Annotated in this window: 10 protein-coding genes; 6 read left to right on the plus strand and 4 right to left on the minus strand. The window is 60.5% G+C overall.

The annotated features are described in order from the left end of the window. Positions 1-32: 32 nt before the first annotated feature. The 4 genes from RIN61_RS26210 to RIN61_RS26225 form a co-directional block, all read right to left on the minus strand. Complete coding sequence (locus tag RIN61_RS26210; RefSeq protein ID WP_112252447.1) at positions 33-1,052, minus strand: LacI family DNA-binding transcriptional regulator; 1,020 nt, start codon at positions 1,050-1,052, stop codon at positions 33-35. 272 nt (positions 1,053-1,324) lie between these two features. Continuing rightward, on the minus strand, positions 1,325-2,569 hold the full coding sequence (locus tag RIN61_RS26215) for a cytochrome c (RefSeq protein ID WP_112252448.1): 1,245 nt from the start codon (positions 2,567-2,569) through the stop codon (positions 1,325-1,327). Positions 2,570-2,581: 12 nt separating this feature from the next. After that, positions 2,582-4,366 (minus strand): GMC family oxidoreductase, encoded by a 1,785-nt coding sequence (locus tag RIN61_RS26220; RefSeq protein WP_112252449.1) that lies wholly within the window; start codon positions 4,364-4,366, stop codon positions 2,582-2,584. 3 nt (positions 4,367-4,369) lie between these two features. Continuing rightward, positions 4,370-5,110 (minus strand): gluconate 2-dehydrogenase subunit 3 family protein, encoded by a 741-nt coding sequence (locus RIN61_RS26225; protein ID WP_313855051.1) that lies wholly within the window; start codon positions 5,108-5,110, stop codon positions 4,370-4,372. A gap of 396 nt (positions 5,111-5,506) precedes the next feature. Between RIN61_RS26225 and icmH the strand changes: the two genes are divergently transcribed. The 6 genes from icmH to RIN61_RS26255 all read left to right on the plus strand — a co-directional run bounded on the left by icmH (position 5,507) and on the right by RIN61_RS26255 (position 14,774). Continuing rightward, positions 5,507-6,355, plus strand: coding sequence for a type IVB secretion system protein IcmH/DotU (gene icmH / locus RIN61_RS26230; RefSeq protein ID WP_313855053.1), 849 nt, complete (start codon positions 5,507-5,509; stop codon positions 6,353-6,355). Positions 6,356-6,369: 14 nt separating this feature from the next. After that, positions 6,370-8,550 (plus strand): type VI secretion system Vgr family protein, encoded by a 2,181-nt coding sequence (locus tag RIN61_RS26235; protein WP_313855055.1) that lies wholly within the window; start codon positions 6,370-6,372, stop codon positions 8,548-8,550. Beyond that, positions 8,550-9,428 (plus strand): DUF4123 domain-containing protein, encoded by an 879-nt coding sequence (locus RIN61_RS26240; protein ID WP_207878559.1) that lies wholly within the window; start codon positions 8,550-8,552, stop codon positions 9,426-9,428. The genes RIN61_RS26235 and RIN61_RS26240 overlap by 1 nt, the downstream gene beginning before the upstream one ends. An 11-nt stretch (positions 9,429-9,439) precedes the next feature. Then, entirely contained in the window at positions 9,440-12,094 is a 2,655-nt protein-coding gene (locus RIN61_RS26245; protein WP_313855057.1) for a T6SS effector BTH_I2691 family protein, read from the plus strand. Next, the gene (locus tag RIN61_RS26250; RefSeq protein ID WP_207878555.1) at positions 12,094-13,221 is read left to right on the plus strand and encodes a DUF6708 domain-containing protein; all 1,128 of its coding nucleotides are present in this window, start codon (positions 12,094-12,096) and stop codon (positions 13,219-13,221) included. Before RIN61_RS26245 ends, RIN61_RS26250 begins: the two co-directional genes overlap by 1 nt. A gap of 224 nt (positions 13,222-13,445) precedes the next feature. After that, positions 13,446-14,774 (plus strand): hypothetical protein, encoded by a 1,329-nt coding sequence (locus RIN61_RS26255; protein ID WP_313855059.1) that lies wholly within the window; start codon positions 13,446-13,448, stop codon positions 14,772-14,774. Positions 14,775-14,805 lie beyond the last annotated feature (31 nt).

Consider the following 14,805-nt stretch of genomic DNA (forward strand, 5'->3'; position numbering starts at 1 on the left):
CAACAGGCAGGCAGGGAGGTGCCTGCCTGTGATTACTGTGGCTGGGTTGAACCTCGGATGATCAGCTCGGCCTTGAAGTCGATGCGCCGGGCTGCCCCGCTGTCGCCGCGCAGGCGGCCAAGCAGGCTCTCGAATGCTGCCACGCCGATTCGCTCGGTGGGCTGGGCCAGTGCAGTGATGCCAGTGCCGACCAAGGGGTACCAGTCGAGGTCGTCGAGGGCGATCAGCCCGACGTCCGCGAACAGATTGCACCCTGTCTGGTGCAGGGCCCGGCTCACGGCCAGGGTGGCGACACCGTTGAAGGTGAAGATGGCCTGCGGGCCATGGCCCCTGCCGGCGAGGAACGAAGCCAGCTGGTCATCCAGCCCGGGGCCGACTTCCAGCACCTGCTGGCGCATGCCATGGCGACGGCTGACCGACGTGCCGAACGCCTGTACCCGCTCCAGGCGCGAGCTGGTGCCATCGAGCGGCTCGGTGACCGCCATGATGTCGCGGTAGCCTTGCGCCTGCAGGTGGTCCAGGGCCTGCTCGACCGCGTCGGCATTGTCCAGGCCCACCAGGTCGACATTCAGTTCGGGCAACTGGCGATCGACCAGCACCATGGGAATGTCGCGCTGCAGGTGGAGCAATTCGCCGGGGTGATGGCCAAGCGTGTTCACGATCAGCCCTTCGACGTTGTAGGACTGCAGGGCCACCAGGTGGTGACGCTCCTGCTCGTCGTCGCGGTTGGTGTTGCACACCACCAGGCTGTAGCCGTGCTGGCGGCAGGCAGTTTCCACGCCATGCATCACGGCCACTGAATAGGGGTTGAGGATATCGGCTACCAGCATGCCGATCAGGCGCGTCTGGCCGCGCTTCAGACCACGGGCCATCTGGTTGGGGCGGTAACCGAGGCGCTCGATGACCTCTTCCAGGCGCTTGGCTGTGGCTTCGGCGAGCAACTGGCGATCACCCCCGATGTAACGGGAGACGGTGGCCTTGGAAACGCCAGCGACACGCGCTACTTCGCTGATGGTGACCCGTTCGCGGGCATGGGCAGGCGCGTCGGTCATGGGCTGTCCTTATGATTGTTGTGATAGCGATGAAACCGGTTTCAATACAGCAAAATCACACGCGTTCGTCAACATGCCGTTGGTCGGGAGTGCGATATTCATGCGTAGTAAATGCAGTAAAAATACGCTTTAACTAACTGATAAATATAGAAAGTAAACGAGAAACCCTGTGGGAGCGGGTTCACCCGCGAATGCGATGGCGAATGTGCCGACGCATTCGCGGGTAAACCCGCTCCCACAGTGGATTGGGGGTTGCAGACAGAGGGATGCAGTTAACGGAGGGATTTCACATCATCGGCGGTGACGGCATCCCCTTGGTTACCCCAACTGGTGCGAATGAAGTTCACCACCTCGGCAACCTCTTGGTCACTCAGCCGCCAGCCGAACGCCGGCATGGTGAAGTTCGACGGTGCCGCGTGCGTCGCCGGCACTGTGCCCCCCGCCAATACCACGTGGATAAGCGATGTGGCATTCGTCGTCTGCACCACCGGGTTACCGGCCAGGGCCGGGAACACGCGGGTATAGCCCTGGCCATCGGTACGGTGGCAGGCTGCGCAGTTGTCGATATACACCGCCGCCCCGGGCTTGCTGTCGTCGCCCTTCCACAGGGCATCCGCCACCTGTTTGTCGTACACGTGCGGCCGGTCGTCAGGGTTGCTTGGCGGCAGCGTCTTCAAATAGCGGGCGATAGCAGTCAGGTCGGCATCGCTCAGGTGTTGCATGCTGTGCTCGACCACGTCGCTCATGCCACCAAACACGGCGCTGCGGTCGCTACGACCAGTCTTCAGAAACTGCACCAGCTGCTCTTCGCTCCAGCTACCGAGGCCGTCCTTGTGGTCACCACGCAGGTTCTTGGCAATCCAGCCTTCCAGCGGTGCACTGCCAGCCAGAAACTGCTCGCCATCCTGTGGGCTCAGTGCCTTTTCCTGCATGGTCAGCGCCCGCGGCGTATGGCACGCACCACAGTGCCCCAGGCCCTCGACCAGGTAGGCACCGCGGTTGACCACCGGGTCGGCCGCCGCCGATGCCTGCCAGGGCTTGGCCTCTGGCGCGAACAACCCGCGCCAGATCGCCAGCGGCCAGCGCATGCTCAATGGCCAGGGGATGTCGCTGGCCTTGTTCGGCTGTTCGACCGGTTCCACGCCCTTCATGAAGTAGGCATACAGCGCCTGCATGTCCTGCTCGCTGACACGCGCATAGGACGGGTATGGCATGGCCGGATACAGGGTGCTGCCGTCCTTGCCGATGCCCTTGCGCACCGCCTGGTCGAAGTCTTCGAAGCTGTACTGGCCGATACCACTGGCCGCCGGCGTAATGTTGGTTGAGTACACCGTGCCGATCGGTGTTTCCATCGGCAGCCCACCGGCGAATGGCTTGCCGCCTTCGGCGGTATGGCAGGCGACGCAGTCGCCGGCGCGGGCCAGGTACTCGCCCTGACGCACCTGCGCATCGTCATTTGGCGCAGCCTGTGCAGCCACGCTGGCACCCAGCAGGGTTGCGATCAACATTGTCTTCATGCGCATCGCTCCTCAAGCCTGAACCAGCGGACCAGGGTTTTTCAGGTATTGCTCGCGGATGGCGCGGGCCGACCAGTAAGTCAGCGCAGCCACCAGCCCGGTCGGGTTGTAACCCAGCCCCTGAGGGAACGCCGAAGCCCCTGGAACGAACACGTTGTGCACGTCCCAGCTCTGCAGATAGCGGTTCAACGCACTGGTTTTCGGGTCGGTGCCCATGATCGCGCCACCGTTCAGGTGGGTGGTCTGGTAGCTGGCAGTGTTGAAGTGGTCCTTGACCTTCTTGCCCAGCACGGCAATAGCCTTGGGGTTCATCGCCTGGGCGATCTTGCTGAGCTTGTCGACCATGAACTGGTTCATCCTGATGTCGTTTTCCTGCCAGTCGAAGGTCATGCGCAACAGCGGCTGGCCGTAGGCGTCGCGGTAGGTCGGGTCGAGGTCCAGGTAGTTGCCGCGGTAGGACTGGTGAGCGCCGTGGGCGTCCATCGACACCTGGTGGGTGTAGTAGTCGGCGGTGGCCTTCTTCCAGGCGCTGCCCCAGGCCGGTGTGCCCGGCGGGGTCGCGCCACCGGCAATCGGCCGCGTGCCGGCCTGGTTCACCCACATCGGCGAACCGCCGACGAAACCGTGCGGGCCATGGTCGAAGTTGTCGGCGTTGAAATCATCGATGGCGATACCGTTGCCACCGGCGCCGATGAAGTTGTTGGTGTAGGTGTCCTTGTCGAAGAACGCCTTGACCGTGCCCATGTTCTGGTAGGCGAAGTTACGCCCGACCACACCTTCGTTCTTGATGGGGTCGTAGGGTTTGCCGATGCCGGACAGCAGCATCAGGCGCACGTTGTTGAACTGGAACGCCGCCAGGATCACCAGGTCCGCCGGCTGCTCCACTTCCCGCCCCTGGGCGTCGATGTAGGTCACCCCGGTGGCCTTGCGCTTGCTGTCATCCAGGTTCACCCGCAGCACATGGGCGTTGGGCCGCAATTCGAAGTTCGGCACCTGGCGCAGCGCCGGCAGGATGTTCACGTTGGGCGAGGCCTTGGAATACATGTAACACACGTAGCCACTGCAGAAGCCGCAGAAGTTGCACGGCCCCATCTGCGCCCCGTAGGGGTTGGTGTAAGAGCCGGAGGTGTTGGCCGAGGGCAAGTTGTAGGGCTTGTAGCCCAGGCTGGCCGCCGCCTTTTCGAACAGCCTGGCCGACACCACGTTTTTCTGCGAAGGCAGCGGGAACGGGCTGGAACGGTCCGGCGCATAGGGGTTGCCGCCCTTCCCTTCGCCAACGACCTGGCCATTGACGGTCCACGCCTGGCCAGAGGTACCGAATACCTTTTCGGCGAAGTCGAAATGCGGTTCCAGTTCTTCGTAGCTGACCCCGAAGTCCTGGATAGTCATGTCTTCAGGGATGAACTTGCGCCCGTAGCGTTCTTCGTAGTGGCTGCGCATGCGCAGCTCCATCGGGTCCACCCGGAAGTGCACGCCAGACCAGTGCAGGCCTGCGCCACCTACACCTTTGCCCGGCAGGAAGGCACCGAGCTGGCGATTGGGCAGTGCCACGTCGTTCATGCCATGGCGGATGGTGACGGTTTCCTTCGACACATCGACGAACAGCTTCTTGCGCACGCTGTAGGTCAGCTCGTCGATCACCTGCGGGTAGCTGCCTTCCGGGTAGGTGTCCTGCATCGGCCCCCGCTCCAGGGCCACTACCTGTAGCCCGGCTTCGGTCAGTTCCTTGGCCATGATCGCCCCGGCCCAGCCAAAGCCCACGATTACCGCGTCCACTTTCTTCATCACGGTCGCCATGCCTCAGGCCCTCTCGCCACGGATCGAAACAGCCGGGAACGGGTAAGGCTCGTTGCGCTCGACCCAATCCATGAAATCGGCGCGGGCGCCGGGGAAGCCGATCTGGGTCCAGCCGACCATGCCTTTGTTGCCGCCATGGATCGGGTCGCAGAAGAACCCTTCACGGGTGTTCTGCACCAGCAAGCTGAAGAACACCTTGGCCGGCACGGTGTCGAAAACCAGCTCTCCAGACTCGACCTTGCTGAGAACGTGGTCCCGGGTAGCGCTATCTTGCGCAGCAAAAACTTTCCCGGAATTGGCCTTGCACCAGCCGTCCACGGCGGCGATGCCCAGGCGGTAGATCTGTTGCGGGCTGAGTTGCAGCTGGTAACCCAGTTCAGGCGCGGCGTCGGCCTTGAACGGGCCTTGCATGTACCACTGCGCGCCGGTTGCGTAGGGGGTATTCATCTGCCGGTCGATGAATTCCGCAGCGCCGGCTTCAAGTGCGCCAGGGCCAAGCTCGTCGGCCGGGATGATGCGCGAGACGGCTGCCTGCACGAAAGCCCACTCCTCGGCAGTGAAGAATGTCGGCTGGTAGTTGCCCGCTGGTGGCGTTGCCGGCACTTTGGGTTCATGTTGCGGGGCCGCAAGCAGCTGACCGGCACCCACGCCAAGCCCCGTGCTGGCCACGGTGACCACGGGGATCAGGGTCAAGGTCTTGCGCAGAAAATCCCTGCGCGGGTTGTCTGGGGCATGCTCAGGCATTGCGAATCCTCATCGGCGGTGTGCGGCCTTGAAAAGCGCCATCTGGTTTTCAATACGGGGGTGGTCTTGATGGGCCATCAAGAAAACAGCCGGATAATCTAGCGTGTTCAGAAATGTTTTGAAACCGGTTTCATGCCGTACTTGCCTGTCATTAAGGATGCCCCTAAGCCTTTGCATCCAGCCAAGGTATTTTTCACACTCAGCACGCCTTGAGCTGCATCTTCAGATTCTAAATGCACAAAAGAAGAAAATTCCTACGATCGCATCGGACGTTTCGGGATTCCCGATAGATTGATTCCTGGTTTAGGTTCGGGCTTCAGCCAAATGCCTGCGACATCCGCATGGATACTTCATGCCACTACGCAGCAATGGCGCGCCGACAAACGAGGATTACGGATGTCCAATGAGCCCGATGTATCTGTAAAAGCAGTACACAGGAAGAAAAAACCGGTCCTGCTGGAGGATATCCAAGGGAGCCAGCAACCTCGCTCCAGCACCGGACCTGGGCACGCTATGGATCTTCCTGGCTACCCGGCCGACCCCGGCTTCCAGCTTCGCGGCGGCTTCGCCAACCTGATGCTTGACGCGGCCAACCCGCTGTTCGGCCTGGCCATTCGCCTGCAAACGCTGGATGACCTACCCAACATCGAACAGGTGCACAAGGCCCTGCAGATCCAGGTCAGCGCCATCCGCGACGAAATACAGCAGCACGGTTACTCCACTGTGCACCTCGAAGCTTATTCCTATGCCTTGTGTCTTTATCTGGACGAGACCGTGATGAGCCGCCCCTGGGGGAACAATTCATGCTGGAGCCACGAACCGCTGCTCAGCATCTTCCATGACGAAACCCAGGGTGGCGAGAAGATCTTCGTGTTGCTGGAGCGCTTGATGCAGTCGCCCAAGGAGTTCCAGGATGTGCTGGAGTTCCTGTACTTCTGCTTTTGCCTGGGCCTGAAGGGCAAGTACGCCCTGGACCCGAAGTGCGATGAAATCATCAATGCCCTGATCTCGCGAATGCACAAGGTCATTCGTGAACTGCGCGGCCCCACGCCGCAATTCGCGGGCGATCCGTATACCAACGTGGTCCACCGTCCCCACCGCATGCTGCGCCGGGAATGGCCCTGGTGGAGCCCGTTGGTGATCTCCGCCATCGCCATGGTCTGCGCCTACTGCTACTACAGCTACCGCCTGAGCTTGATTACCGCCGAAGTGCTGGAGTCGCTCAACGGCATTCTGCAGCAGTAGCAGGGGGGATCCGCATGCCTGGCCAATCCGATTTGCGCTTCACCTTCCAGCCGCTGGCTGGCCAGAGTGACTTCGAAGTGGTTTCGTTCGAACTCGACGAAATGATCAGCTCACCGTTCCAGCTGAAGCTGGAATTGATCAGTTTTGAAGACGAGGTCGACTTCGGCCAGTTGCTCGACAAACCTGTGCTGTTCACGATCTGGCGCGGTGAGCGCCCCCTGCGCTACGTGCATGGCCTGGTCAGCAGCTTCAGCCAGGGCGAGACGGGGTTTTATCGCACCCGTTACCGCGCCCTGGTCGAGCCCGTGCTGGCCCGTGCCGGCTTGCGCTCGAACTGGCGCATCTTCCAGCAGAAAACCGTACCGCAGATTCTCGAACTGATGCTCAGGCGCCAGGGCATTGCCCGTTTCGAAATCAAGAGCATGGGCGAGCACCAGGTGCGCGAGTTCTGCGTACAGGCCGGTGAAACGGACCTCGACTTCATCGCCCGCCTGGCGGGTGAAGAGGGTTTTGTCTATCGCTTCGAGCACACACCGAAACACCACCTGCTGGTCATCACCGACCGGCTGCTGGCGCTGGGGCAGATCAGCCGAGGCGCGATCAAGGCCGACGACGAGGATGAAGACTTCTTCGATGAAGACGACATCGGCCCCGACCAGGTGCTGTACCGCGCCAACAGCGGTGGTGACCAGGCCAGGCCTTGCCTGCGCCGCCTGCGTTACAGCGAACAGGTGCGCACCGCACGCCAGGTGCAGCGGGACTACACCTTCACCAACCCGCAATACCGGCAGGAACACCGCGCAAGTGACAGTGGCATCACCCATCAGTCCCGGGACTATGAGCGCTTCGACTACCCCGGCCGCTACAAGCGCGATGCGGTCGGTGTGCCCTTCACCGCTACCCGCCTGACGGCCCTGCGCCATGACGCCCGTATTGCCGAAGTCGAGGGTGACGATGTACGCCTGCAACCGGGGCTGAGCTTTACCCTCATCGAGCATCCGCGCAAAGACCTAAACGCCCATTGGCGTGTAATGCGTGTTCATCACGAGGGCAGCCAGTTCACCAGCCTGCAAGAAGAAGCTGCCGGGGCCGAACAAGGAACGCGCTACTCACAGGAAGCCGTGCTGGTGCCCGGTCGGATCGAATGGCGTCCGGCGCCATTGCCCAAACCACGCATCGACGGCCCGCACATGGCCACGGTCGTCGGGCCGCCCGGGGAAGAGATCTACTGCGACGAGTGGGGCCGGGTCAAGGTGAGCTTCCCCTGGGACCGGGAGAGCGAGAACAACGAGTTCAGCTCCTGCTGGGTGCGTGTGTCACAGGGCTGGGCCGGCGGTAGCTGGGGCTCGATGGCTATCCCACGCATCGGCCAGGACGTGATCATCCAGTACGTCAACGCCGACCCCGACCAGCCGATGATCACCGGGCGTACCTATTGCGGAAACCAGCTGCCGCCGTACGACCTGCCCGAACACAAGACCCGCATGACCATCAAGAGCCAGACCCACAAGGGCGATGGCTTCAACGAGCTGCGCTTCGAGGACGAACTGGGACGACAGGAAGTCTTCATCCACGCAGAAAGAGACCAGAACAACATCGTCAAACACGATGAAACCACGCAAGTCGGGAACGACCGCACCGAGCGTGTCGAGAAGGATGAGACCCTTTCGATTGGCCAGGACCGTCGGGAAGAGATTGCCCGGGACGAGTCCGTCAATATCGGCCAGGACCGGGCCCACGAAATCGGCAATGACGATACCCTGACCATTGGCCGGAACCATACCATTATCACTGGCCAGGACCGCATCGAACAGGTCGGCAACCACCGCCAGGACGTCACCAAAGCCAATCACACGATAGAAATCGGTGGTCACTTGGAACAGAGCGTGGCCGGTCACAATACCTTGCAGGCCGGGGAAGCCATCCGCCACACAACCAAGGTCTATGACATCCAGGTCAGCGAAAGCCTGACTATCAGGAGTCCGGCCGGGTTGCTGCGCATAGATGGTGCCGGTATCACGTTGGACGGACTAGCACTGGCCTTAAAGGGTCCTGTCAGTCAGCAGGCCAAATGCAGCCAGCGCATGACATCGACCTTCGGCGTACCAGAGCCTGGCGAGCCCATTTGCTTGAGCTGCTTGCTGAAAGCGATTGCGGACGGCCACAACATGATTCGCATGGAAGGAACAAGCTGATGCCAAGCCCATTTATCAGGACTGTGGTGGAGGTGCTGCGCACCTCCGACCGCTATCGTCTGAGCGCGATCGTGGAAATGGCCAGCCTGTCACCCGGCGTGCAGGAAAAGTTGACCCGGCACTATGAGGACCGCTGCTGGCCGCTGCTGCAACAAACCCAGCTCCACAATCTGCGAACAGCAGGCCCTTGGCTATTCGGATCGCGGCCAGGCTCCGATGTGTCGGCCCAGTACGATTTTCAATGGCAACTCGAACAGCTTGCTTCGGGCGCGGTTTGCGGCTGGATCGTCAGCGCGTTACCAACTGCCCAACTTGCCCGGCATCTGAGCCACGCCAACATCGTGACGGGAGCTGACGGCCATTTGTACCTCCTGCGCTTCCACAACGCTGCAGCTTTGCGAGTGCTGGATACATATCGTGAGCTGCCAGGGATAAGCGAATGGTTGGCTCCCATCCATCACTGGTGGTCACCTGTAGCGCACCCGAACAAGCGGTTGTGGCTACAAGTATCCGGTGCTGATCAGCCTCCGTCCCTGCACCTCCCACAAATCACGCTAAACGAAGACTGTTGGGCTGAATTGGCGGGAGACCCGCTGAGCTATCAACTTGCCGAGCTGATCAAGGACGAGCCGTCCTGTGCAGCCTTGGCCACTGCTTGCCATGGAACACGGGTTGGTCTCATCCAGCACTACCTAGATCAGGCGCGCGAGCAAGGTTTGGACCGTGAGGAAGACCTCATCAGCTATGTGCTCATACTGGCTCGCCACGGCGAACAACTCAGTAGCTCACAAGCCTGGCAGGACGCGATTGTTGCAACGCGCGAACAGCAGACATCCCTGATGGACAACGTGCAGCGACGCCTGCACGCCAATAATTGAGGTACACAGCCATGGACTCGGTCACCGAAACCCTCGAACTTTGCAGACGCATCACCACCGGCTACCGCCCTGCACTGCGCAACAGCCCTGTCGCGGATTGCACCCGCCGTTTCGAACTGCTGCCCCTGCGCTACGCCGCCGTCGGTGGCAACCCGGCACAACGCGCCCGCTTGCCCAAATTGCCGGGCTACCTCAGCCCCTTTCAAGATGTCGGCGATCTGACCCATTCTGACTATGCCATCCGCCCTTTGCGCGAAGGCTTTCTCTACCTGCTGATCAAGCGTCACAGCGAACCGGCCTATCAATGGCACAGCCAGTACCGCGTTGCACCCAACGGCTCGCTGCTGTACATCCGCGCCGACGCGCCTTGGGAATCCGCTCCCAACGCCGCCAACCTAGAGGAGATCATTCGCGGCTTTGGCTGGACTATCACTCTTTACGATCTGGATGACATCCAAGAACTGCGCCCTTTGTTCAGCCCTTCCCCACTGACCCCACGCATGCTCGACAACTATCGCCTACTTGAGGACGAGTATCGCAGTAGTCTACCGGCCATCGATATCGCCCAATTCATCCAGCCCTCCGATGCGCCGCCGCAAAACCATGTACTCAAGCACGATCAGCTTGGTTGGGTCGCCGACTTCAAAGCCCAGGAGGATTCAGACCTGAAAGCGCTGCTGGACATGCAGCCCTTCAACAACGATCAGATCGTCTCGCCACACGCGTCACGACAAGCCTTGGCACCGTTGGTTAACCAAACCAAACCCCGCGGCGCCGCAATCGTCATCGAAGACGCCATCGGTATCACCCAGGAGCTCAATGCCTGGCGCAATGCTGCCGTCGACGACGTAAAGACCAAGTGGCTGCGGCACTCCGTAGAACCAGGCGTGGACAACGAGCGAAGACTGCTAATCGCACAATCGTTCCTGGAGATCGAAAAGCTCTACCCGCAGATGATGGCCGACCGGATCGTCAAGCGCGAAGTCATGGCCGAGACCATTCGCAACCAGCCGGCTACGCCGGTGGAGTTCTATGCATTTTCTGATCGGGCTAGGCAACAGGCCGATGCGCATGATGAGAGGATGAGACCACAGCTTGAGAAGTTCGAGCGCGACGTCCGCGCCAAGGTCCAGTCCCGTCAGGATAGCGGTGAATTCAGCAAGAAGTTCGACCAGAAATACGGCCATCTGGTCGATCGGCAGGCGATGCACGATCAGCTGGAAAGTTTCGAGCAGGCCATGCAACAGGCCCAACAGGAGACAGAGGATCGGGCCAAGGATCATGCCCGCTGGTTGATCAGTGAACGCCTGCTACAGGCCTTGGACCGTTACGACAATGCCGACCTGATCAATGGCCTAGCCTTTGCCGAACAGACCGGCCAGTGCGTGATCGGCATGGAGCTCAGTGAATGGGGAACGACCGTGCTGGACCACTGGTGGCGCAGTGACGTTGCTGATCGGAGCAACCTGGCGATACGGGGTATCACGTACAACCAGGATGACATTCGTGATGCGCTCGCGACGCTGCGGGAAGCGGCCATGGCCAAACCACCGTCGGAATCATGGTTTGTGCTGCGTGAGTCACTTGTCCGGCAAGCACACATTGCGGCGAATGCTTTCGGGCGCGCCAACGCTTTATATGAAGAACTGCAGAACAGAAACAGCCACGCTAGCATCGGTCTATACGCCTGGTACGTGGCACTGGGCCGACAGGTACTGCGTACCGGAGCCCCCAACAGTATGGACCGTGCCCTGCACCATGGCCTGCGCCTGACGCTGTTTGCTTCGGTACATGAGACAGCTGTCGACATACGCCTAAGTGATGCGGCTCGTAGCGGGCAGCCATTGAATCCGCAGCGCAGCGCTGGCCAGGCAGGACGTTACTTGGACCAGGCCTGGGCCGAAGGATTGATGCAAGCCAATAAGAGCGACTTCTACAAAGTACGTGTCTCCAGTCTTGTATGCCTGCTGGAAGGGATGCTGATGGCGTTCAAGGCCCGCGAACTGCCTGGCAGTGATGTACGGATTAAGACCGAACTCATGGCAGCCGCCATGACCACGGCTGCGGCGGGTTTCGAGATTGGGGCCAGCTATGTGGAACAGGTGGTGACGCGTTACGGCGCAAATAGCGTGACCGGTAGAGGTGCAGTTGCGACCTTGGGGAGGCTGAAACTCTGGGGCGCCGGATTAGCGGGGATGGGTGGGTTCGTACTGGCTTGGTGGGACTTCGCCGACGGGGTAAAAAGTCACACTCAACCTAGTGCCTCAACGAAATCGTGGACATTGAGTGGGGCCTATTTTACGCGCGCACTGGCTACACTCGCTTTATCTGTCGGAGAATTGGGAACTGCCATAGGAATAGCTAAGCCCCTCTTCGATCGCCTCACGATCAATAACCAGAGCAAACTCATACGTCTTGTAGGGCGATCATTAAGCAGCCTGGCTACTAGACTGGGCACGCAGGCGGCTCGTTTGCTGTTAACCAAATTAATTTTAGGAGCGTTCTGGGTAGGCTTGCTCCTAACTACCATCATTTTCTTGCTCGAGGACGATGCGCTGGAAAAGTGGTGCAAGCGAAGCAGCTATCGTTTGGATAAAAGCTCTAAACCTTACGATGAACGAGAAGAGTTAGCAGCCCTGCACTCAGCTTTCAGCGAGGTCCTTTGATGTATCTTATCGAGCGGGGGCTGTGGGAGATGGCAATTGAATCAAAAGCGAAGCGTAAGGTATTTGACGCGCAGAGAAGCTTGATTGAAAAGCGAGCTGACAAGGATTCCAATGAAAATGACATGAGCAAACAAATACACTTCAACAGTGTCAGCGAAAAACCCAATGCACGCGGCCCGATATTTTCTTTTAACGATACATATATGGAAATGCGCTGTGGCGGGTCAGAAGAAAAACGCGGCATCATCACTATAATGACGCTTGGCAGTTTAGTTCCGATGACTTACGCATGGCTGAAGATAACATTGAGCTCCGTCTACACCAACATAACTCAACCCGACTTCCTTTCTGTGTTCTCGGTCCTTTTCAGCACATACATGCTATCAATAGGCGGAGCCGTTTATTATTTTTATGCCAAATACGGATTTCGTTTTACGCGACTAGAAATGCTTACCAGTCGCCACTTGCTCATTCGCTTCAATCGAAAAACCCAGCAAGTTCACCTCCATAGACCAAGCTGCTGCGGCGGTATAGCTACATTCCCCTGGAGAACAACCGGAAGCACAGGCGTCAAACCCGAAGACGACTCCCTCAGCGCGGGCATGAGGCTGTGCCTGGTCTGGCACCCCAGCCACACCGGCCTCCCTCACATGGAAATGGCCCTACTCGGCAAGCAAGGCCAAGGCGGTAGTGAACTTCGGGACGAGTGGGAATTCATTCGCCGCTATATGGAAGATGGCCCACATGCCGTCCCCCGTCCCCGTCTGAGCACCCAACTCCCCTCGCTCGTCCAGGCATTCGGTGCCCAGTTCGAAGGATTGGGTCGCTTCTTCCGGAAAAGCAGCTGGCTGTTCAAAGTCGTCCTGCTCTTGGTTTGTCCCGCCTTCGTCATCATCGGAACCGGCCATTGGCTGAGCCTGCTGTTGTGCTGGCGACCGCGCTGGCCGAAGGTGATCCGCGAAGCTGGAATGCCCGGCAAGCCCGTTCCAGCGGTGACAACGCTGAGCGACTACCCACCTGCGATCCAGGAGCGCCTGCTCGCCAATGCCGATCGCTGGCATCTCAAACCCGGCAAGCGTTCAGAGAAAAAGCCACGCAAATTACGTACGCCGAGATCGAAGGTGTAGCGACCGAGTAGCTGATGCTACGAATGGGTCGGCACCACCTGCCCCAGTCCCCAACCTTGGGGGCACGGTGCCCAACGGCAAATACTTGCCAAGGCCTTCGCAAGAGAATTGGATCCCTTGCCCTGTAAGGGCTACAGCATGTTTTTCCCGGCTTGGCACGCCTATTGCCGATCTCCTGCCAGACGCCCCAAGTCCATGGGCCCGTTTGCAGGAGGAAATGACTCATGCACCGACCGATACCCCACCCGCTGGCAGTGGCGATTTTCGCCGGCATGCTCCAGCTCCCGGCGCAGGCTGCCTTGAACGCTGTCGACCCTGGCGCCTATGTTCCCGCCAACGGCGGGTTCCCCGCCTGGTACCAGGACAGCCATGGTCGTACCCTCGACCTGTGCCTGACCAAGGCCGTCAGCTCGCGGGTGCCTGGCGCGCCCGGCGCACCGTCGTACATGTGCACGCTGCTGCCTACCCCCGGCGTGTTCGACGATACCCAACCCATCGTCTTCCCCACCAACTTCCCTGACGAGGCGTTCTGGTTCACCGCCGATGCCGCCATCGTCGACGCCACCCGCGGCATCGACCTCAGCTACGGCACCGCCATCGAAGCGGCCTTTGCCGCTGAAGAACCGGTCGACGGCGACCAGGTCAGCTTCGCCCGGGTGCGTATCCGGGTCGATGTACCAACCGCCGGCACCTATGTGGTCACTCACCCATACGGCGTTGACGTGTTCGACGTACCTGCGGGCGGGCGCCGGGCAATCAACATGACTCGCGACATCGGCATTGCCGGCGCTGGCGACTTCACTGGCGCCCTGAAAGGCGATGTCGGGCCATTCCTGCGCAGCGTCAACGGCCCCTACACCGAAGGCAGCGAGCGCTTCATCGGCGACCCGAACCTGGAAGAACGGGTGACCGGCAGCCCGTTCAATACCAACTACGTACGCATCGAAGGCCCCGGTGGCATCGACCTGCGCACCGAGCTGTTCGCGGTCTCGGGCAAGCTTTCCGAAGTGGCCCTGCCAACCCCGCTGATGCCGCAACGCAGTACCTACTCGCGGCATACCGAGAACGGCGACGTGCACGCGCAGCAGGACATCTTCGTGATGGCCCCACCGCCACCGGCCAGCGTCGCCCTGACCAGCCAGACACCAAACCTGAACCTCACCGAGGCCAACGGTACCGGTGCCTGGTACGCCCAGTCGGTGCTCGACCCGGCCGCCGGGTCGATCCTGACGCTGACCGCCGACAACAGCGTGGCGATCCCTACCAGCAGCCTGACCACCGCCAACGTGCCGCTGACCGACCTGGTTACCATCACCCAGGCTCAGTACCGCCTGTCCACCGGCGAGCTGACCCTGGTGGCCAGCACCAGCGACGAAACCACGCCGCCAGTGCTCACCGCACATACCGGCAACGGCGCGCTGATCGGCAATCTGAGCGGCACTGGCGCCGTGAAGACGCTGAGCACCAGCCTGTCACCCATCCCGCCGGCCAAGGTGCAGGTCACCAGTACCAACGGCGGTAGCGACACCGAAGACGTGGTGCTGGTGCCATGAACAGACAAAGGCTCAGCCTTCAAGGAGGCAG

The sequence above is a fragment of the Pseudomonas inefficax genome (assembly GCF_032164165.1).
GTDB lineage: Bacteria > Pseudomonadota > Gammaproteobacteria > Pseudomonadales > Pseudomonadaceae > Aquipseudomonas > Aquipseudomonas inefficax.